This window comes from Nostoc sp. (assembly GCF_036917415.1).
Lineage (GTDB): Bacteria > Cyanobacteriota > Cyanobacteriia > Cyanobacteriales > Nostocaceae > Nostoc.
Genome location: NZ_JBALDJ010000011.1, coordinates 32,971 through 55,271 on the forward strand (window position 1 = coordinate 32,971; position 22,301 = coordinate 55,271).

A 22,301-nucleotide genomic window follows, 5' to 3' on the forward strand; every position below is an offset into this window, starting at 1 on the left:
TAGAAGAACCCCAACCCTCCCTCTCTAAGAGCAAGCGAGAAAAGAACTATGATCTACCTCTGTGATTAGTAAAGGCTACATATAGCGGTTCTGTATCTAAAAGTGGTTAATTACGAATTATTTTAATCACCATCTAATTCCACTAGTTTGCCAATGTTGAAGTCTATTTTTACCCATCCTTTAAGTTGTTGGAAATTTTTCAGCAAAAGTAAGGGAATCTGCCAATGATGCAAAGTCAAAAATGGTATGGGGTCATCAAGACTATAAATGGCATCAGTTCCCCGCATTAGAGTATTAACTGATGTTTGCAATTGTTTCCAGGAACGGATACCAGTTAGTCGCCAGATTTCGTGATATATGAAGTAAGTGGGCTTGCTACTTGCTAGGGGTTCCAGAGGTGCAGGTAGGGGAGTTTTACCAAGATAGGCGTCTGCAACACCAGGATGATTGTAGAACATTGTGATTGCCGAATGGGTACGGGGATTGCATTCAATGGCGTAAACTGTACCGTCCTCAGCTTGGATAAAGTCGAAAGAAACTTGCCCAGTTAGTGCCAAACTCTTGACGAAGTGTTGCACCCATTCACGAATTTGGGGATTTTCGACGTTTTCATAGTTGATTTGAAATGCAGAAGAGTTTGAACAGCAATGCAATCTTAATTCCCCATCCCTCACTGTACTATGTGTGCATAATTCCTTACCAGGAATAAACTCTTGCATAATCCAAGGTCTTTCTGGACTGATGGGTAAACTATTGACAAAGGCTGCTGTCTCTTCTGGGGTGTCGCAGGGAAGTTTGGTTAAATTTAAGCGGCGAACCGAGTCGTAATCAATACTTTTAAGAATATATTTGCGGGTTTCTTGACTAAAATCGAAATTGATAACTTGTTGAGGATCTGTAATTTTAAAAGATTTGGGGACAGATAAACCAAGCGATCGCGCCCGATCGGTAAGGGCAAATTTATCATCCAACATCTTGGTTATATCTGGATCGAAGTGGAAAACTTCGCAGTATTCTGATAATGCAGCCTTTGCTAAAGATTCATAGTAGCTAGATACAGGACTGGATACAGGTACAAAAACGTCAACCTTTTCCTTTTTAACGATTTCTACTAGCGCCTGGATATAACCTTCTAGGTCTGATTGCGGAGCCGAGACTGTATAAAAACGACTTACAGCCTTTGAGAATTTATGCCCAGACAACCAGTATTTGTGACCTTCAATCAAAATAACTCTGTGTCCTCCGGCATGGAAGGAGCGGGCAAGTTGCAATGCTTTAGTCATCTTGGCTCCACTCACCAAGATCGTCTGAGGATGAGCAGCTACGACAGCTTTTTTCGTAAACGGCGAACGCACAATGCCCCACAACAAAGATATCAATACTATCAAAGCATTGAACGGCAAGGCTATTAGTAATAATGTCAGAGTACCGAGAGTCTTGAATAGAGCTATTACCTTTACCCTAACACCCGTTGATGACGTTGGGGATTGAAGCGGAGATAAAGAAATAGATTGTGCCATAAGTCTTTCCTTTGTGTTTATTGTAGAGACGTTGCAATGCCAACGTCTCTACAAACTTCATTACACTACGCGTCTAATTAAGGTTATACCATCTCGGATGGGTAACAGAACTTGCTCGACACGAGGATCGGCGGCAACAACGCGGTTGAACTGAGCGATCGCTTCACCGTTGGCGGTGCGTTGTTCAGGTGGTAGGTAAACTTGTCCCTGTAACAAAGTGTTATCCACACAGATTAAACCGTCGGCAGTCAGTAAGTTACTATCCAAAATTGTTTGGAAGTACTCTACATATTCTTTTTTATCCGCATCAATGAAGATCAGATCGAATACTTCTTTTCTGGCAGCCAGCTTGTGGAGTGTCTCTAAGGCAGGTGCTACTTCTACAACGATTTTGTCGCCGTGGGGAGACTCATTAAAGCAAGCTTGAGCAAATTCAGCAACATAAGGATCTACTTCGCAACCGATAAGTTGCCCATCACTTGGTAATGCTTCTGCCATTGCTAAGGCTGAATACCCTGTGAACATTCCTACTTCTAGAATGCGCTTTGCTTTGGTGATATGAACAAACATTTTCAATGTCTGTCCTTCCAGATGTCCTGAGAGCATCTCCTGCTCTAGTTGACGCACTGTTTCACCATCGCTAAAGCGTTTGCTCCAGTCTTCTTTGCTAGTTTTTTGCGCTAATGCTGTCAATGCGCTCGATTCGGGGGTGGTGTAATCATCTAAGTAGGGATCTAAACCCGCCGCTAATTGAACACCCTGCCGTAAAGAATCTAATATCTCTACGGGAATATTCTTCTCTTGTGCCAATTTGAGGGTTTGCTGTAGCTGGGCTACTAAGATGCTATGTGGCGTTATTGGTCTAGCTGTTTCTCGTCCTACAACACTGGTCATATTTTCAGACCCCTACTAGCTTGGCTTGTTGACTTTCAATGTATGCGTCAACCCCTTCTCCACCACGAGGGTATTTAGCACAAAGACGTTTGTGTTCAGCTAGGGCTGCATCAAGTTCTTCACGAGTCAGATCGTTGACAAAGAAGCACTCACCAATAGGACGAGGCATGGCTGCACGTTGTTTACCATCTCGTGTCAAGCTTATAGACTGAGTAGCATACCAGAGCAAATCCCCATCCAATAGAGGATGATCGAGTGATAAACCGATACGACTCATCAAGTCTAAAATGCGATCGCGCTCCCCTGTGGAAATATAACCCCGTTGTGCTGCAATGGTTGCAGACAAAGCCATATCTATATTGACCGCATGACCGTGATATAGAGGTATCTGAGGTGCTAATTCTAGGGTAGGACTCCAAGTATGACCGTAGGCAATGACGCGATCGAGGTCTATTTCATGCAAGTTAGGAGTTTCTAACTCCAACATGGTTTTGATTGCCTCGTAGTTGACTTTATGGGCAATCTCTTTAATTTCTGGTGTTGCATTCACATATCCAAAGTGAGTGGAAAGCAGTTCTTCGCCATATTCATATAGCAGCTCAAAGACTTCAGAGTTAGACACTACAGCAATTTTCACCAACTCTGCCATCCCATTACGAACTTGAGCGGTTGGCAAGGTTTTCAAGAATGAGAAATCTAAGATTACTTTCAAAGGTGCATGATATGCTCCCAAGCGATTTTTTTCCTTACGATGATTAACTGCAACCTTAATTGCTACACCTGCATCAATTAAACCAATCAACGTGGTAGGAATGCGAATGTAATTACTCTTGCGACGGTAAGAAGCGCAAGCAAACCCAGCCACATCAGTAATTAGACCACCGCCGACGACTAAGACTGGTTCCTTACGAACTAAGCCAAAATCCGAAAAAGCGTCAATGATTTTTTCAAAAGTTGCCAGGGTTTTAGCTGGCTCTGTAATAATGATTGGAAATACCGTCAGTTCAATGTCATAGTGTCTAAAATATGACTTGATCTGATCGCCATAAAGTTCATGGACATTGGCATCAATTACAGTCAGACAGCGACCAAATTTTGCATAGCTATCTGCGATTTCTCTGTTTTGAATATCAAATGCACCGTTCACATAGACAAGACTAAAATCGATTTTTTCGTAACCTTGCACGTGAAACGCAGCTTCTGTAGCTTCAAATGATGCTTGAACTTTATTCATGTGTATTGACCTGATTCCAATTACAAAATTGTGAGATTTCGGTAATAATTGCGATTTACCCTAATGAATGCCAGCAAGCAACTATGTTTTTTACCCTTTCAGATAAAAGACAGGACAAAATTAGCTTTCAATAAAAAGCTAACGTTTATTACTGACTGGCAATGTTTTTAAACAACACCATTCATTTGAGTAAATTCTGTAGATGGGTTAACCTTTAATTCGGCATAACCTCAAACAAGTCAACTAGCCCCACTAGCAATATATTGGTATAATACTTGCCTGCTTTTTCTGTGGATTGTTGACTTTAAATTTGGAAAATTCATCTGAATTCAGATTTACTCCACTATATTTAAATATAGTGGCTTTCCAACTGTACGATTCCGCAAAAATTCTAGCCGAGACAACTGATTGTATCGTTGAACTCCAAGCTTCAATTTGAGATTGGAACCCTGATTAATTGTTAGTTCGCTGTTTCTTACCATTAGTCTCAAACCTTATATTACTAAACTCGCTACATTAGATTTGTTTCAGAATAACAGTGGACTTTTAGGAAGTTTACCTGAATTTTTATTAACTCCACTATATTTGTCTCTAGCAACTTGCCGATCGTTAGACTTTGCAAAACTCATATCTTAGTAAACTACTCATATTGTTTATCATTGTCTATCTTTAGGCTGACATTTGATATTACAGAAATGATTAATCCTCATCTCGCTGTTTTTTTTGCATTAGTCTCAAACCATAAAATGGCTAAAAACAAAGATGACTCACTGCATCCTATTCAAAATATCAGTAAAATACCTCTTTTACTAAGTTAATTTACTGCTCAGTAATCAACATACTTACCTCAGCAACTCCTGAAAATTCAGAATTTAAATGTATCTGAGTTTTTTGTAACAAAAATTTAACTTTTTTAAGGAATGCTTGTGTGTATTAAAGGTTTCTAAGTTTGCTTTAATTGCCTTCTTAGCCCTAAATTAAACCTTTTCAGCTTAAATCAACAAATAATTTACTAGTTGGTAACTGAAAAGTACAACACAAATCATAACATTAGATTAATACAAATCATAACATCTGTAAATATATTTAAGTCAATCCACCATGCGAAGTGTACTGGATAACAAAATATCTAAAAAAGAATATGTCTTAATATAGATGTTTTATACAAAAATATATTGTACGGAAACTATATCTAATATCGTGTCTGACTAAAGACTTATCATTTAGATCGCAGGGAGTAAGGGGAAAGAGGCTTTTGGGATTTTTGCACAGATGCGGTAATCATAAGTAATTAACCCGACTTGATATAACAGACATCTGGTGAATTTAGAGCTATTTACCTGAAAATAGCTGTAATTATGCGTTACGTTACCCGAAAACCGTCGCTTTTGTTGGTTCTAGATGCATTTACATACAATGTTTCACTTTTGCAGGCAGATTCGCGGGTAAAAGATCGCGATTTACCGGATGAACTCAACAGTACACTAATTCACATAGATAGCAAAATATTGCCACGATATGCGATCGCAAATGGCGTAGTTTAAGACATCATGGAACACAGGCTGTTTTTAGATCATATCTGCGTTGACAACTGACAATATTACTGTTGTGCTAGATAGCTGATAGCTGCCACAGGGAGGAATCTGTGAGTGCGATCGCTTAGTTACTTTACAATATAAAAAGTTTGGTGATGGTAGGATTATCGTCGGATCAGAGATAATTCATTGATGAATATTCTGGGTTAGTCTATCAGCCAATATGAAGCTAATCAAATAAGGATTTTCATATAGCAGTTTTCAAGTAGATGAGGTACAAAATAACTGAAGTGTCTGCTTTAACATCCGATATTGCTTAACAAGTTAATTTCGATAGAAAAAATTGAGTATTTCTAAGCAGAGAAAATCTATTTCAATTACTTTTTATAAAATCTTAAAATTTCTTAACTTAGTTTAAAAAATCTTGGTATTGACTTCAGAATATAAGAGCGATCGCTTTGTAAAGGTTAGTTGATATTAGTTGTCAAATTGCTGGTGAAGTTAGAAACTAAAGAAATACAACACACGCAATTATTTTATGACTGCTATTTCTAACCTTGAATTCAAACGACCAATTTGGCAAACTGCGATCGTATTGACCTTGGGCTTTTGGCTCAGTGCTAGTCTAGTTTTAGACTGGGTAATTATGCCTAGCCTTTATCTTTCGGGGATGATGAGCCAAGCTGGTTTTACGACAGCAGGCTATACGATTTTTTGGAACTTCAATCGGATGGAATTATTATCAGCTGCTGTAGTCCTGACTGGGGCACTAGCTTTGAGCAAAACTCGATATCACTGGAGTATTGGCAGTATTGTTTTATCTGTGCTGCTGCTAACTATCGCTGTGCTTGATACCTATTTCTTAACTCCGCAGATGTGCGCTATAGGAGTTCAACTCAACCTATTTGAAGCTGCTGCTGCTATTCCATCGACAATGAATTTACTACACGGTAGTTATTGGCTACTGGAAGTAGTGAAGCTGGTAGCTGGTGGTACACTTTTAAGCTGGTGCTGGCGGGAGCAATTTTAAGTAGATGGAGAAGTATAACGGTGAGAATGTCCATTTATAAATCTCACCCCAAAGACGCAAAGAAATTCTTTGCGTCTTTTCGCTATATATATCTTATGGGTTAATGAATGTGATGTTTGCGACAGGCTACGCCTATGCGTACAATTTTGTATTTATATTTGTGATTTTTCAAACTTGGGATTTTTCAGGTAAATTGCTAGCATAAAATGATTCAGTTTTTTACAAGTGTAATTCAAGAAGCAGACATAATTATCTTTTACTATGCATTTTCAGCTTTCCCGGATATCTAAACAAATAAATATTTATAACAATTTTCTGGAAGATGATATTAATTAGTTTTCATGTTTACTTTACTGATTTATCATGAAGTTTATATATTTCTGGTAACTTTTTTTGAAAATTATAGTAATCTAAGTTTTAGTGAGTATGTTACTTGTTATCTACCATCTAGCTGAAAACAGCTATTTTGCAGGTATATACTACTAATCAAGGATTTTCCTGTAAGTTCTTGAATTTGTCCCTCCAATTTGTGCAGGATGACTATTTAGCCCCACACAACATTAGAACCCGTTTCCAGTACTTATGAAGAGATTCCCTTCTGCTGATTTGGTCGCCTGTGCATCTCACCACACACCATCATGGCGGCAATTATCAGCAAACTCATTCTTGTCCGGAGGTTTTCCATTATTGTTGTGCAAGTGATAATTTTGCCAAATCCCAAGATTAAGAGTTGCTCTACAATCACAAACTTAAGTAAGATATTGAACTTTGGGAATGCTTAGTTTTTAATAATACTTTTTCTCTTGTGAAGTTATACTCAAGAATAAACTTCTTGAAAAAGTAGCCAACGACTTTCGTCAGGGCTATAAAAACATACTTTGTCAGCACGGACTTAATGCCTATAAGCTTTGATGGAGAAACATTTACGTTTACATTACAGTAGATTTTGTCCGCTCCAGACTTTAGGATTAAGGACAAAAAACTTTTGCAAGAGAACTAAAGTATCTATAATTTTAAGCTGCAAAATACGGATAACAATGATACTTTTGTGACTGATGGGCGAGAGCCAATGGTCTTTGTGTGCCACTTGAGTTACTGTTAGATTGGCTAGATTAGCTAAAGATACAGAAAACCAATCTAATTTTTGAAATACTATATCCTGGCAACTAGTCAGGCAATTTTGCTATTGGTCAGTAGCATGAATTGGTTTAGTTGTAACTCGTGGATTATAGCTTAACAGAGATTGGTGAATTAAGAGTTGGGGGGTGTGGAATCTCTGTACCAACTCAAATATGACCGTTATATTTATCTGACAGTGCTTCCAACAAAGTCAGGGTGAATTCCGAAAAGGTAATTCACTAATTTTACCTGCAAATGTTAATTTTATTCCAGAGCTATCCCAATGAAGACACTTCCGATTAGTAGATACAGATTTTTCCAAAAGCTCCAGCCCCTAACTTTGTTGAAAAAAATCACTGGTAAGTCGGTTACTGGTTGTTTACAGGTGTTTAGTACATCAGGTTCTTGGTCAATATATGTAGATGAGGGGAAACTAATTTATGCCTGTTACTCAGAGAAAATGTTTGAGCCGCTTTACAGAAATTTGCAACGCTTGAGTCAGCAAATTTCTACTCTCCCTGACGGAATCAAAGACCAGTTGCGGGCGATATTTGAAACTGGTATTGAAAATCAGGCAATACCGAACCCAGATTATCTGGCTATTTGTTGGTTAGTCAATCAGAAATATATCAGTTCCTCTCAAGCTGCAATGCTAATAGAGCAATTGGCGCTAGAAGTTCTAGAGTCATTTCTGAACTTAGAAGAGGGGAGTTATGAATTTATTCCTGAGAGCTTTTTGGATGATATGCCAAAGTTTTGTCATCTAAATCTCCGTTTATTAGTTGAACAATGTTTAACGCCCCAAAATGTTGGCGTTCGCGTTAGCGTTTTTGAAAGAGAAGCCTCTCATAGAGAAGGGGTTTATCGTCAAACATTGCCAATTTATCAATCGCATACCTCACAATTTTTCCAAATAAATGAGCTACAACCTAAAGTCAAAACTACGCCAAAGTTGCCTAAAATAAACGGCTATAAAGCAGCAGCCTACTCTATTAATACTAATGAAAACAGGGATCAGCAAATCATCCAACCGTCTGTTGACAGAAAAATATACACAATCTTGTGTATTGATGAAAGTCCTACAGTATTGAATGCTATTAAAAGTTATTTAGATGAGCAAACCTTTTCTGTTATCGGAGTCACTGATTCTTTAAAAGCTTTAATGCAGATTATCCGTATAAAACCTGACATAATTTTGTTGGATATATTAATGCCTAATCTAGATGGATATGAACTCTGCTCTTTGCTGCGTAAACACTCATATTTTAAAAATACACCTGTGATTATGGTGTCAGAAAAAGTAGGATTTCTAGATAGAGCTAAAGCAAAGATGGTCAGAGCATCAGGCTATTTAACTAAGCCTTTTAAACAAGGAGATTTACTAAAAGTTATTTTTCAACATATTGTTTAATTTTCTAATATATAAAGTCAGTTTATTTAAACAGCCTATTATTTTAAATATTTAAGATTGAATATTATCAAGTTCACTATCATTGTAGTTATAAAATATTGTTTGATTGAGTTAAAATTAATTAGTCATATTCTAAATCAAAATTGACACAAGTAATCACAAGAATCTAATGCCTTAAAAAGAAAATAAAAATTTTGACTAGTTTATTTTTCCTGAAATGTCCAGACTCCTTCATCCCAATCCGATTCTGTTGGGGGTGATTGTAACCAATGCTGACAACGTAAAAGATGCAACATAGCAGCTTTATCCTGGTTGTCAGCTGCTAAAACTAGGGCAAATTCAGCTCTAGCACGGTTAAAATCGCGTTTGAGGTAATATTCGCGTCCTTTGTGATAATGCTCAATCACTTGCAATTTTTCGCTTTCAATTGGATTGGAACGTAAACCCAGTAATTCATATATGGCTACTGGTTCGTTTCTACCCTTGACACGAATGTAATCTAGTTCTCTAGCCCAAATCTGATCTTGGCATGGCTTAAAAGTGTTATCGCTAATAATAATGTCGCAACCATATTGTTTACTGACACTTTCTAATCGAGAGCCAAGATTAACGCCATCGCCAATAGCCGTAAATTCCATTCGCTTACTAGAGCCAATATTCCCACTAATCACGGTATCTGAGTTGATGCCAATGCCGATTTTAATTCTGGGCTTATCATCTACATAGCGACGTTGATTAAATTCGTGCAGACGTTGGCGCATTTCTAAAGATGTTTGCACTGCCATCCAAGCGTGTTCTTCTAATGGTAGAGGAGAACCAAATACAGCCATGATGGCATCGCCGATATATTTGTCAAGGGTGCCTTTATGTTTAAAGACTGCCTCCACCATTGATTCAAAATATTCATTGAGCATACTCACCACTTCTTCTGCTTCTAAGTTTTCCGTCAAAGTGGTGTAGCCGCGAATATCGGAAAATAATATCGAAACTTCTTTGCGATCGCCTCCGAGTTTAGCGTCATCTAATTTCAACAATTCTTCGGCTAATTCCTGGGTCATGTAGCGGTACATCGTACTTTTGAGCCGCTTTTCATCACTAATATCTTCCATCACCACCAGCGCCCCACGGACTTGCTCTTGGTCGCTAGCATCGGCAATTGTGTTAATCGATAAATTAATACTATGCTGTTCTGTACCAGTGCTAAGAAGTGTGCGATCGGGGTAATATTGCTGGCGGCCTTTTAAGTCAACTGCATGTAAAGCATCCTGATACCACTTACTAAAGTCTCCTTCTTTAATGCCGATCGCATCAGTAACTAATTTACCTTCTAAACGGTCTTCTGGCTCCAGTCCTAGCAAACGCTTGGCACTTTCATTGGCGGCGATAATTAACCCAGTTTTATCAGTGGAAACCACTCCATTGGAAAGACTACGCAGAATATCCCGTTGCATTTGTTCTTGTTGCTTGACTGTGGCAAACAACTGGGCATTTTGCAGCGCTACTCCCGCTTGAATATTAAAAGCTTCCATGAACTCTTCATCGTTGCGGTCAAAGCTAGCTTGGAAGCAGTCGGGAGCTTTGGGCCAATCAGCTGGATTATAAGGGAGAAAATCCCCCGATTTCTTTTTATTTACGAGTTGGGTAACGCCAATCAGTTGTTGATCGGCATTAAATACTGGCATACAAAGCAAGCTACAGGTGCGATAGCCATTTTGCTGGTCTAGTTTTTGGGCTGTCTCTGAGTCAGGATCGTAGTACAAATCAAAGCCAATATTCAGTTTCTTGCCAGAAGCCGCTACTATGCCAGCAAAGCCTTTACCTACGGGGACTCGCAACTCTTTGGTCGAACCATCATCCTGAGTGATTTTCGTCCATAATTCATGGCGATCGCGGTCTATTAACCATAGTGTACTGCGATCGGCATTCATCAGTTCTTTAGCTTCATCCATCACCCGTTTGAGGGTGTCTTCTAAGTCGAGACTGCTTTGAGAGAGAGACTTAATCGCCTTCATCAGCGCCGCCACTGCTCTTTGTTTTTGGGTGGCTACATAAAAAGAGCGCGAGGACTCTAAAATCAAGCGAATCGAAGGGGCAAATTCTTGAAATAATTGTTCGTCAGCACAAGTAAAACCTTTGGTATCAATACGCTCTGCAAGTGAAGCATCGTGATTATTATTAGATTTTAATTTATTCAGTAATTGTACTACTGCAACTAATTGCCCATGTTCATTTAAGAGTGGCAAAGCTAACATCGTGTAGGTGCGATAGCCAGTTCTCTTTTCTTGTTCTTGGGCAAAATGCGATCGCGGATCGTTATAAAAATCAAAGGGAATATTAATAACTTCTTTAAAAGTGGCGACTTCACCAGCAATGCCTTTATTTGCAGGAATGCGAATTTCTAAAGAACGACCGCCCTCCCCCTCAGCTAAAATTGACCAAAGTTCTTGTTTTTCTTCATCCAATAAAAATATCGTCGTTCTGTCTGCTCCCAGCAATTCCCCGGTTTTCAAGGTAATCGAATGCAACATTTCTTGCAGAATGGTTTCAAACCCATGAGAATCAAGCATTGATAGGGTTTGATGAACAATCTGTAATTTTTGCTCGACATCCTGAACGACCTGTTTAAAAGTATCCTGAGTCAGGGGAGCAAGAAACGTAGAAAAAGTTCCTTGTCTTGTGGCAAGAGCACCCACAGGAGCAGAATTTGCTGTTAATTCGAGGTTTTCTTGGTTGTGAACACCAATAATCAAATCGGTGGTCTCCCCACAACTTCCTTGATACGCTGACATAACTGGTATTTTATATAACAGGATGAGGTTTTAGATTTGACAATGAGATTAAATTTATGTAAGTGGTGTTAAAAGCAACAATTGCTTGACATTATCCATAGTTTAATCGCTTGTTTAGCCAGCGTCATCCTGTCAATAAACGCTCAAGCTGATTACCAACAAGCATGGCTTGACCAAAACCCCTTCCCAGTGGTGCATAGAGATGATAAATAGAGGGTCAGACCCCTCATAGAAACGAGAAAACAATGTTTTTCGCAGGCGATTGATTGTTAGGTTGCCTCATAAGATTTTCCAGAGACAGACTAATGAGCATTGTTGTATCCGTAGAGTATAGTCGATTTATCTGACAGTAGCGGTAAAAATAAGTAATTATACGTAAATAACTTGAGATCGACTGCGATCGCTTCTTGTCGCAGATATGTCAGCCTGAAAAAGAAAGTGCTGAGTAAAAACTAATAGCCCCTACTGACTACTAGCTTTATTAATCTGTTGTGATGCCTGTGGCAGACTACTACTTTGCTAAGTTAGTTTTGAGGGTTTGTAGTCAGGACTTTAGTGCTGAAAAAATAAGGACTAAAGTCCTGACTAGGAACTTGCTTATCCATCAATTTACTCTTGAGAGAGTACTACTACCTCATAGATATTCATTTTTATACAGATAGAGTTAATTAAAAATATTAAGCACAATATTATCTCGGCCAAACATAAATATAAAATTATATTCAATCTTTGAGTTGAACCCATATTTATATGGGATGGAACATTCACCCTATTGTTGGAAATCCACAAGATTATTTTAATGAAAAAATTAAAGACTCAAGTATTTTTAGGCTTGACAGGTGCATTTTTGGCAGTTGGATATTCCAGTTTGCTACCTACAGAAATTCCCATACAGAGTACATCAAACCTCAGAAAATATTTATTAGCGCAATCAGAAAACAACGCAAATGTCAATGAGTATCTGGATAAAAATAAACCCGAAAGTTATAAAGCTCTGAAAAGGCAGTTAGATACAGCGATTGAGGATGCAAAAAGACCGAGTGAAGATAAAGTAGTAAAAAATCTTTGGTCATTGTCAAAAACTAATCCTCAAGTAAAGTGGAGAGAAAATAACGGCAAAATTGAATATTTGATGGCAAGTTGGAAATATGTTAAAAACCCAAATGAAGATTGGAAAATAGGTACAAAAAAAACTATAGAAGCACGCACTTGGTTAACAGCCGTTCCTCAAGTTAAAGAATTTTGTAAAAATTGTAAGGGTATCGGCATAAATATTCCCGGTAATATCATGCTTTCTCTAAGGTTACAGCAGTATTTAGGCTTAATTTTAAATAAAAATTCAAATAAGACACATTTTGTAGAAATGTGGGTGAAAGCTGAAGATTTAAGTAGACCATGTGTCGATCCAGAAATTAATGATTCTAGTTGTAATGTTTTAGATATACCGATTTCTGCTAGTTATCCGATTTTGCAAGAGATATACACAATTTCTTATGCAGTTGGTAGTCAAGAACATTATCCTTGGACAGGTTTAGGTTACACCTATGATTGGGGAAATCCGAAAAAACCTCGTGAAGGAGCTAGTGAGTTTCTGATCGACGGAACTAAAGAAAAACCGATCGAAGTAGAAGTTGTTTCTGTCACAGCGACGAAAGAATATTGTAATAATCAATATTTAACGGTAAAAGATTAGAAATGAGCGCTCATGAAACACCTTGAAGGTAAAGTGGCTTTAGTAACAGGTGCTACGCGGGGAATTGGTAGGGGAATTGCCATTGGCCTTGGTGAGGCAGGTGCAACTGTATACATCACGGGTCGCAGCCTCAACAACTCTTCCAGTGATGGGGTTTCAGGAAGTCTTAGTGAAACGAAATCAGCCATTGAGGAAGTCGGTGGTGTATGCATTCCCGTCCAAGTAGACCACAGCGACGATAAGCAGGTGCGTTTGCTTTTCGATCGCATTCAAGATGAGCAGAATGGACAACTCGATTTACTGGTAAATAATGCTTACTCAGGAGTTCAGGCATTAAAAGACGCTCATGGACAGCCCTTTTGGGATTCTGAACCAAGTCTTTGGGATGCTAGTAACAACGTTGGTCTTCGCAGCCACTATGTTGCGAGTGTTTTTGCTGCTCGGATGATGACTAAGCGTAACTCTGGACTAATTTGCACCATTTCCTCGTGGGGTGGAATGTCTTATATCTTTGATACAGCTTATGGTGTTGGTAAAGCAGCTTGCGATCGCCTAGCTGCTAATATGGCTGTTGAGTTAAAACCCCATAACGTTGCTTCTGTTTCAATTTGGCCGGGTATTGTTGGTACTGAGCTTTTTTCTCGTTTTGCTTCTGAAATGAATCAAACCAATGCTACTGACCCGAAAAACTCATTCTTGAGCGATCGCTACAACTGGGAAACTCCCTTATTTACTGGACGGGCGATCGCTGCACTTGCTAGTGAGCCAAATCTTATGCATTGTACAGGACGTGTGCAGATTGTTGCCGAACTGGCTAAGAAATATAATCTTGTAGATGAAAATGGCGATCGGCCTGCATCGTTACGCTCTCTGCGTTTTGTATTGCCTGCTGCATTGCCTGTACTGAGAAAGTACTCATGGCTCATACCCGATATTAAAGTGCCGTGGTCGCTACTATTATTGAATGCCCTCGGTTCGCCTAAAATTTAATGGGCATTGGGCATTGGGCATGGCGCATTGGAGCAAGTAGAGTTTTTATAGTTGTTCGCGAATATCAAAGACTCATTAACGAGTATTAAAGACTCGTCCGCGAATATCAAAGACTCTCCTGCGAATATCAAAGACTCTCCCGCGAATATCAAAGACTCTCCCGCGAATATCAAAGACTCTCCCGCGAATATCAAAGACTCTCCCGCGAATATCAAAGACTCATCCGCAATGCCCCATGCCCAATACTTCTCTACGAGAGGCTGCGCCCTAAGCGTAGCTATGCCGCAGGCTTTACGGCTACGCTCAGTACAAGTGCCCAATGCCCCATGCCCAATATCTAAACAAACTATCCTGGGATATATAAAACTTTGTATCCTGAATTAATAGGTCTTAATAGTTCTTTTAAAACTGGTGGAAGAAGATTTTCGGTTAATTATTGATTTAGTTTTAGTTTTAGGCGTTGCAGCCTGTGGCGGACTATTCGCGGCACTTTTGCAACAACCCGTGCTGCTGGGGTATCTCATTGGCGGGATAGTCATTGGGCCAACGGGACTGGGATTGATTAAAGAACTTATTCAAGTAGAGACTCTGGCACAGTTCGGGGTCGCCTTTTTGTTATTCGCCTTGGGTGTGGAATTTTCCTTTGCGGAACTCAAGAAGGTAAAAGCGATCGCTCTTGGTGGAGGTGGACTCCAGATTGCTTTGACGATTTTGGTGACAGTTTTAGTATGCGGGTTAAGCGGAGCCTGGGGAGCCTTACCTGCGAAGGGGATGTTTTTGGGGTGTATTCTGTCCCTGTCTTCCACAGCGGTTGTCCTTAAGTGCTTGATGGAGCGCAACGAAACAGAAACGCCCCACGGGCAGGTGATGCTAGGGATTTTGGTAGTTCAGGACTTGGCACTGGGACTGATGTTAGCAGTCTTACCAGCCCTCAACCAACCAGCAGAAACTATTGGCATCGCCGTTTTAACAGCGCTAGCTTCGATTGGTTTATTTGCCGCAGGGGCGGTAGCTGCGGGGATTTGGTTGATACCGCCTTTGTTGCAACTGCTAGCCCGTACTGAAAGTAAAGAACTATTTTTATTAGGGGTTGTAGCGCTGTGTTTAGGCATTGCCCTATTGACAGAGCATTTGGGACTGTCTATTGAGATGGGGGCATTTGTCGCGGGTTTGATGATTTCTGAGGTGGAGTACGCCGACCAAACCCTGACTTATGTCGAACCACTGCGAGATATCTTTGCCAGTTTGTTTTTTGCCGCTATTGGGATGTTAATTGACCCAGTGTTTTTGTGGAACAACCTGGAATTAATTTTGGGGTTGGTGGCAATAGTTTTTGTCGGTAAATTTTTGATTATCACGCCCTTAGTAAAACTATTCCGTTATCCTTTGAAAACAGCTATAATTGCCGGTTTGGGACTGGCGCAAATTGGGGAATTTTCCTTTGTTCTCGCTAGTGAAGGACAATCTTTGGGGCTGGTGTCTCGACAAATATACTTGTTAATTTTGGGAACCACCGCAGTCACTCTCATGCTTACTCCCTTTGTACTGCGGTTAGTGCCATTTTTATTTAACTTTGCCGAATCAATGCCTTGGTTGAAACCATACTTAGAAGAAGATGAGGCGCGGGATGTGTCGGAAGATTTGCCCTTCAAAGACCATGTAGTAGTTTGTGGCTATGGGCGAGTGGGCAAGAATTTGGTGAAGTTGTTGCTGCAACACGACCTACCTGTGGTGGTAATCGACCAATCGGAGAGTAGAATTCAGCAGTTGCGCGAGGCTGGGGTGTCTTATGTTTATGGTAATTGCGTGAGTTTACACGTTTTGGAAACTGCTGGGGTGAATTACGCTAAAGGAATGGCGATCGCACTCCACGATCCTATAAGTACTCGTCTTTCCTTGAAACGCGCTTTGGAATTGCGCCCAGAGTTAGATTTGGTTGTCCGTGCTACCCAGGATAAAAATATTGAGGTGCTGTATCAATTGGGAGCTAGGGAAGTTGTGCAACCAGAGTTTGAAGCCAGCTTAGAAATGGCAACCTATTTATTAACTGGCTTAGGCTTGTTATCGTCAGCTGTGGTACAACGAGAAATGCAGCAAATCCGCAACGATCATTATTTAGATTTGCGGCCAGAGCGTTCTGCAACTGAAGTGGCTCGTGATTTGCGCCAAGCCACCCGCGATTTAAATCAGCGCTGGTATCCTTTACCATCTAATTCGCCCTTAATTGGCATGACTATAGAAGAGGCGGATATGCGCTATTTAACAGGAGTGAGTTTGATGGCAATTCGCCGCGCTGACGGAGATGAAATCGATTATCCCAATAATCAAACCAAATTGGCAGAAGGCGATCGCTTGCTGGTGGTGGGAGCAAATGAAGAACTGGCGGCTTTAGCAGAATTAGCTAAAGGACAAGCTGTTGTTCCTGGAGAAAATAGTGCTTGCCAGTGGGTTACAGTTAACGCAGATGCGCCAACACTAGGTAAAACCCTTAAAGATTTAGAGATCGGTAAGCAGTATGGAGTACAGGTACAGGCGATCCGGCGCGATGGTAAATTTATTCGCTATCCTGATGGTGGCATGGACTTGCGAATCGGCGACCAAGTATTATTATGTGGTGGCTTGACAGGTTTGAGTCAACTAGAACAGTTATTTGCGATCGCAAGTTCAGCACCCCTTTCTATGTAACTATTCACTCCCCCTCCATCCGTGAGAGGTTAAGGTAATTGCACATCAATACTTCTCGGATAAGGGTTGAGTCGTCCTAAATTCAGATCCCCCCGCCTACGGCGACCCCCTTAAAAAGGGGGTAAAAGAGGGTTAGAAGCCCCCCTTTTTAAGGGGGGTTGGGGGGATCTGCAACGACTAATTGCCTTAACCGAGAAGTATTGAATTGCACATTTGTCTGCGAGGGTGCAGGAAAAGGAGACTCTCTCCAGCTTGGAGACTGGCTTTCGCAGGGATTTGAACACTCCTAAATCTTGATTTTCCTGAGCAGCAAAATACTTAACAGGGTCAAGGGCTTTGCCTTTTCTTGCGCGACGTTGCTGTCTGCACAGAATTCAATCGTGCAAAATAAAGATAGTGTAATTACTTGCTCTCTCATGCAAAATCAAGAACAAGCTGTCGTCTTCGACGAAGAACGCGCCTCTACCTACGACGAACGAGCGGCTAAACTCGCTCCATTGCGCGACGCACTTCATTTACTGACCCGCTTGATACTTTCTGAGCTTCCTGCAGATGCGCGGATTCTTTGTGTCGGTGTCGGAACTGGCTTGGAACTGATTTATCTCGCTCGTGAATTTCCGCAGTGGCAATTCACGGCGGTTGAGCCTGCGCCTGCGATGCTTGACACTTGTCGTCATAAAGCCGAAGCGTGTGGAGTTGCGTCGCGTTGCACATGGCACGAAGGTTATCTCGATTCGTTGCCCGTCTCGGAGCCGTTCCATGCGGCGACTTGCCTACTGGTTTCTCACTTCTTTATGCAGCAAGCAAAGAGGCGTAAATTTTTCAGTCAAATCGCTTCACGCCTTCGCCCTCAGGGATATTTGGTTAGTGCGGATTTGGCTTCTGATATGTCCAGTTCATCCTATCAAAGCCTTCGTGAGGTTTGGACTCGGATGTTGAAGTACGCCGAATATCCGGATCAGGACATCGAAAACTTTCTTGCTTCTCATGGTCGGGATGCTGCGGTGTTACCACCAAATGAAGTCGCATCAATCATCGCATCAAGCGGCTTTGATACTCCTGTACTCTTCTTGCAAACTCTTTTTATTCATGCTTGGTATGCAAGGCGACCATGACAGGATTTTTTGTAGTGGTAATAAAAAGAATTTTTACCACTACAAGGTTTTCCCAATCTGGTAAATTTTAGCCAGCACCGTGGCAAGGGGCGTTCCAAATACCGATTTTTGACTAACTCTTGGGTTTAATATAAGCGATCGCTTGTTTCCAAATAGTAGTTTGCTGACTGTTTTCATCAGCAATACAGATACACTGTGGGTCTTGCCATAAAACCCTTCCTGTGAGTACATCGCCAGTCAGCAGCTTTAACTCTACTGGTGTTGTTTGTTTAATTAGGTTTTGGACTTGTCTAATACTGGGTAAAGTGGTGTCAAATTCGGTAAGCATTTTTAGTAAGATGAACCTACAAGGCAAAATAAAGAGTAACTAATCCTTGATAATTCATCCTTGAAGAAATGGCAATCGAATTTACTAAGTATCATGGTCTAGGCAACGACTTTATTCTGATTGACAATCGCTTGTCATCTGAGCCTGTAGTGACTCCAGAGCAAGCCATCAAGTTGTGCGATCGCCATTTTGGTATCGGTGCTGATGGTGTCATTTTTGCCCTACCTGGAGAAAACGGCACTGACTATACTATGCGGATTTTTAATTCCGATGGTTCAGAACCAGAAATGTGTGGGAATGGCATTCGCTGTTTAGCTGGCTTTTTAGCAGATTTAGAAGGGGAATCCCGCAATCAAGACTCATATCGCATTCATACTTTGGGTGGTGTAATGACTCCCCAACTCTTATCTGATGGTCAAGTTAAAGTAGACATGGGTTTACCCAGGTTACTCGCTGGCGAAATTCCTACTAATCTTGTACCCACTCAAGAAAAAGTAATTTCTCAGCCATTAGAGGTGGCGGGGAAAACTTGGGATGTCACCTGTGTAAATATGGGAAATCCTCACTGCATTACTTTTGTGGAAGATGTCGCAGCAATTGAGCTAGAAACCATCGGCCCGAAATTTGAGCATCACCCAGTTTTTCCCCAACGCATAAATACCGAATTTATTCAAGTGGTACGTCGTGACTATTTGAAAATGCGGGTATGGGAACGGGGTGCTGGGATTACATTAGCTTGTGGTACTGGTGCTTGTGCTTCTTTAGTAGCTGGTGTATTAACTGGGAAATGCGATCGCACTGCCACTGTAGAATTACCTGGTGGCCCCTTGCAAATTGAATGGTCAGAAATCGACCAACGAGTTTACATGACAGGCCCGGCTGAAAAGGTATTCGCTGGTAAACTGTAACCCAATACGGTTCAGTTAAGGCTTAATTCTTTATCAAAGTAATTTTTTTAACGAACCGCAAAGGCGCAAAGAACGCAAAGGAAGAGAAGAAAGAGTAAGTAGGTGGGCGTAAATAATTATCGTTAGGATAAGGCAGGGGGCAGGGGGCAGGGAGCAGGGAGCAGGGGGAAAAAGGGTTTGAGCCTTATTTACTTTTCTTCACACAGTTCGGTTTTATTCTGCCCACTTACTTAATTATTTGGGATTACTTAGGTAATAGTGCCATAAAAGTCTTGCCGCAACTGCTCGCCACGGTCGCCAGTGCTGTGTCATTTCTTCTAGTTGCACTGGTGTTGGACGCGTTGCCAAGTTTTTGAGTTTTTGTAAAGCGATCGCGATCGCTAAATCGCCTTTAGGAAAGACATCAGGACGTTGCAGCGCCATTAGCAAATAAATATCAACTGTCCAGTCTCCGATTCCTTTGAGACGCTTTAACTCAGTTCTGATAGTAGTTTCGTCCATTGTTTGGAGTTTGCTCAGGTCAAGCTGATCGGTTGCGATCGCCTGAGCCAATCCACGACAGTATAGAATCTTTTGCCGACTGAATCCAATCGCTCTTAATTGAACATCATCCAATATCAGAAAATTTTCTGGTGTCAGAGTTACAACTCCACAGAGTCGTGTAAATACAGCCCTTGCAGCCGCTACGGAAACTTGCTGTTCGAGAATTATGCACAATAGTGTTGCAAAACCCGGTTCTCTTTGCCACATCGGTGGAGAACCCAATGTTTCTAAAATCCGAGCTAAATCGCGATCGAGGTTGGCAAGCACCATTAAACCACGGGTCAAACTTTCTTCAGTCAACGATTCTAGTTCAGGTGTTTGAGTCATCTTTGGAGGAGTGGGGAGTAAGGAAGAATTCTAATCCCGCGCGGTGCGTTCTGATTCTTGTGTAAGCAGTTTTTGTTTACGCTCAATTCCCCAGTGATAACCACCAAGACTGCCATCACTGTGGAGCACCCGGTGACATGGTACAATCAACGCGATCGGATTAGCTCCACAAGCATTACCTACAGCTCGGGCTGCCTGGGGTTTGGCAATATTACGGGCAATATCAGTGTAAGTGCAGGTTTCGCCATAAGGAATTTTTTGTAATGCTTGCCAAACCTGTTTCTGAAATGCTGTACCACGGATATCAAGTGGTAAATCAAGATGTGTCTCGCCTCCTGCAATCAAGTCGAGGATTGCTTGTATCCAGTCTTTGTGTGTGCGATCGTCACGCACGATCTGCGCTTGGTGAAATTCCTGCTTCAAAATGTGTTCAAGCTTGTCTGCTTCATCACCTAATTTTACGGCGCAGATACCCTTCTCTGTTGTTGCCACAAGTAAATATCCTAATGAACATGGAGCGATCGCATAGACAATGCTGATTGTCTTTCCAGCTTGTTGGTAAGTCTTTGGTGTCATTCCCAGTTGTTTAGGTGCTTTCTCATAGAGTTGACTACTTGAACCATACCCCGTATCGTAAACTGCATCAGCAATTTCTTCCCCCGATTGAAGACGCTGTTTCAATCGCTGGCTACGCAGCGCATCTGCATATTGATAAGGCGATACACCAATTATTTGCTTGAATATTCTTTGTAGATAACTGGGACTCATTTCAACCTGAGAGCATAATTCCGAGAGGGTTGGGATGCGGTCAACTTGTGCTTCAATATATCGACATACTGCTAATATTTTGGCTGTATTTGGAACTATTTCAGATTGTGGCTGACAACGCTTACAAGGTCGAAAACTTGCAATTTCAGCCTCTTGTGCCGATTCAAAGAAACAAACTTGATTCCGATTCGGTCTGCGACTTGGGCAAATAGGTCGGCAATAAATGCCTGTAGAGCGAACACCATAGAAAAACTTGCCTTCAAAAGTGTAATCTCGATTGAAAACTGCTTCCCAGAGTGTTTCTTCTAAAAGTTGTGTCTGTTGTAATTGCATTCATGTCTCCTATAATTTATTGCAAAGCATCCCACTTTCGAGTGCCCATTATTAGTTTTTGCCTTTAGGTAAAACTAGATTAGATGTATCGATAAACTATTTTCTATCTGATTGTTGCGATCGAAGTTGATTATCTCAACTGGTCGCAGCGTTTCTTCCCCACCATACATAAAAGTTGGTGGGGGAGGAACGCCGCAAGGCGTACTGGGTACTCGCAATCCTATCTGATTTGTAATAATTGTAACCAGCAGATTCTCGGCTTTGTAAAATTTGTCGGGTTTCTTGTTTATTACGAATGATTCAGGGTAGGGAATTACTTACTAAATTTCCGCCAAATCTAAAACAAATCCTGGCAAAACATCTTCTCCCAATAGAGTTTTAGGACTTTGTAAAATCTCAACTTCCCGATTAAAACGATAAATTTCTACCTGTTGCTCTCCTCTATTAATTAACCAGCCTAATCTGGCGACATTTTCCATGTATTCCCTCATTTTGGATCGCGTTTTTTCTAAGGAATCACTTGGAGACATTAACTCAACCACAAAATCGGGACACAAAGGAGCAAATCTTTCTTTTTCTGCTTCACTTAAAGCATTCCACCGTTCCATTTTCACCCAGCAAGTATCTGGAGAACGCTCTGCACCGTTAGGAAGTTTGAAACCACCAGAAGAGTCAAAGGATTTACCTAGCTTATTTTGACGACTCCAAGCTCTTAATTGATAAGTTAAATCGGCATTACGGTCACTAGTACTACTCCCTGTAGGTGGCATAATAATTAATTCCCCTGAAGCTGTCCGCTCAAACTTTAAGTCTCGATTATTTTGACAAAGTTGAAAAAATTGCTCGTCAGTCAAGTCGATATTTAATTCGAGGGTAGGAGGTAAACTGACGGTGGTAGTATTCATGTTATCAGTTTGGGTGGAAGCAATATATCTATTTTAGTAGTCTGTCAAAGTAATTCGTAGTTGCAATCAGTGCTTGCTCTGTACCCTCCACTGCATCGTTAACGAGTCTGCGTACTCCGCAAAGAAGCAATCTACGCGCAGCTTCTCGTAGAGAGCATCTGGCGTGCGTGTGGG

General features: G+C 40.9%; 16 protein-coding genes. 8 read left to right on the forward strand and 8 right to left on the reverse strand.

The annotated features are described in order from the left end of the window. Positions 1-122: 122 nt before the first annotated feature. The 3 genes from V7K41_RS01605 to V7K41_RS01615 are packed head-to-tail and all read right to left on the reverse strand — an operon-like array spanning position 123 to position 3,648. Positions 123-1,520 carry an ATP-grasp domain-containing protein gene (locus V7K41_RS01605; protein ID WP_334845416.1) on the reverse strand — a complete coding sequence of 466 codons (1,398 nt, stop codon included), beginning with the start codon at positions 1,518-1,520 and terminating at the stop codon, positions 123-125. Between the two features lie 60 nt (positions 1,521-1,580). Then, positions 1,581-2,414 carry an O-methyltransferase gene (locus V7K41_RS01610; RefSeq protein WP_334845417.1) on the reverse strand — a complete coding sequence of 278 codons (834 nt, stop codon included), beginning with the start codon at positions 2,412-2,414 and terminating at the stop codon, positions 1,581-1,583. 4 nt (positions 2,415-2,418) lie between these two features. After that, entirely contained in the window at positions 2,419-3,648 is a 1,230-nt protein-coding gene (locus V7K41_RS01615) for a sedoheptulose 7-phosphate cyclase (RefSeq protein ID WP_334845418.1), read from the reverse strand. Positions 3,649-5,006: 1,358 nt separating this feature from the next. On the opposite strand from V7K41_RS01615, the gene V7K41_RS01620 reads away from it, so the two are divergent. From V7K41_RS01620 to V7K41_RS01630, 3 genes are all read left to right on the forward strand, one after another. Beyond that, complete coding sequence (locus tag V7K41_RS01620; RefSeq protein WP_334845419.1) at positions 5,007-5,192, forward strand: hypothetical protein; 186 nt, start codon at positions 5,007-5,009, stop codon at positions 5,190-5,192. A gap of 529 nt (positions 5,193-5,721) precedes the next feature. Beyond that, entirely contained in the window at positions 5,722-6,213 is a 492-nt protein-coding gene (locus V7K41_RS01625; protein ID WP_094352211.1) for a hypothetical protein, read from the forward strand. Between the two features lie 1,402 nt (positions 6,214-7,615). Then, positions 7,616-8,743 carry a response regulator gene (locus tag V7K41_RS01630; RefSeq protein WP_334845420.1) on the forward strand — a complete coding sequence of 376 codons (1,128 nt, stop codon included), beginning with the start codon at positions 7,616-7,618 and terminating at the stop codon, positions 8,741-8,743. A gap of 203 nt (positions 8,744-8,946) precedes the next feature. On the opposite strand, the gene V7K41_RS01635 is transcribed toward V7K41_RS01630, so the two are convergent. Beyond that, positions 8,947-11,532, reverse strand: coding sequence for a GAF domain-containing protein (locus tag V7K41_RS01635; protein ID WP_334845421.1), 2,586 nt, complete (start codon positions 11,530-11,532; stop codon positions 8,947-8,949). A gap of 799 nt (positions 11,533-12,331) precedes the next feature. Between V7K41_RS01635 and V7K41_RS01640 the strand changes: the two genes are divergently transcribed. The 4 genes from V7K41_RS01640 (at position 12,332) to V7K41_RS01655 (ending at position 18,015) form a co-directional block, all read left to right on the forward strand. After that, positions 12,332-13,225 carry a hypothetical protein gene (locus V7K41_RS01640; RefSeq protein WP_334845422.1) on the forward strand — a complete coding sequence of 298 codons (894 nt, stop codon included), beginning with the start codon at positions 12,332-12,334 and terminating at the stop codon, positions 13,223-13,225. Between the two features lie 12 nt (positions 13,226-13,237). Continuing rightward, positions 13,238-14,215: an SDR family NAD(P)-dependent oxidoreductase gene (locus V7K41_RS01645; protein ID WP_334845423.1), complete on the forward strand. Its 978-nt coding sequence runs from the start codon at positions 13,238-13,240 to the stop codon at positions 14,213-14,215. Between the two features lie 411 nt (positions 14,216-14,626). Beyond that, positions 14,627-16,900, forward strand: coding sequence for a cation:proton antiporter domain-containing protein (locus tag V7K41_RS01650; protein WP_334845424.1), 2,274 nt, complete (start codon positions 14,627-14,629; stop codon positions 16,898-16,900). Between the two features lie 416 nt (positions 16,901-17,316). Further along, complete coding sequence (locus V7K41_RS01655; RefSeq protein WP_334845430.1) at positions 17,317-18,015, forward strand: class I SAM-dependent methyltransferase; 699 nt, start codon at positions 17,317-17,319, stop codon at positions 18,013-18,015. 112 nt (positions 18,016-18,127) lie between these two features. Here the strand turns inward: V7K41_RS01655 and V7K41_RS01660 are convergent, their stop codons facing one another. Then, positions 18,128-18,343, reverse strand: a complete 216-nt coding sequence (locus V7K41_RS01660) for an Hfq-related RNA-binding protein (RefSeq protein ID WP_334845425.1) — start codon at positions 18,341-18,343, stop codon at positions 18,128-18,130. A 68-nt stretch (positions 18,344-18,411) separates the two neighbouring features. On the opposite strand from V7K41_RS01660, the gene dapF reads away from it, so the two are divergent. Then, a complete protein-coding gene (gene dapF, locus V7K41_RS01665; protein ID WP_334845426.1) occupies positions 18,412-19,251 on the forward strand; it encodes a diaminopimelate epimerase in 840 nt (279 codons plus the stop codon). A 234-nt stretch (positions 19,252-19,485) separates the two neighbouring features. Here dapF and V7K41_RS01670 read toward each other — a convergent pair whose 3' ends face one another. The 3 genes from V7K41_RS01670 to V7K41_RS01680 all read right to left on the reverse strand — a co-directional run bounded on the left by V7K41_RS01670 (position 19,486) and on the right by V7K41_RS01680 (position 22,127). After that, a complete protein-coding gene (locus tag V7K41_RS01670; protein WP_334845427.1) occupies positions 19,486-20,121 on the reverse strand; it encodes a DNA-3-methyladenine glycosylase family protein in 636 nt (211 codons plus the stop codon). Positions 20,122-20,151: 30 nt separating this feature from the next. Continuing rightward, complete coding sequence (gene ada / locus V7K41_RS01675) at positions 20,152-21,222, reverse strand: bifunctional DNA-binding transcriptional regulator/O6-methylguanine-DNA methyltransferase Ada (protein WP_334845428.1); 1,071 nt, start codon at positions 21,220-21,222, stop codon at positions 20,152-20,154. Between the two features lie 320 nt (positions 21,223-21,542). Continuing rightward, positions 21,543-22,127, reverse strand: coding sequence for a Uma2 family endonuclease (locus V7K41_RS01680; protein ID WP_334845429.1), 585 nt, complete (start codon positions 22,125-22,127; stop codon positions 21,543-21,545). Positions 22,128-22,301 lie beyond the last annotated feature (174 nt).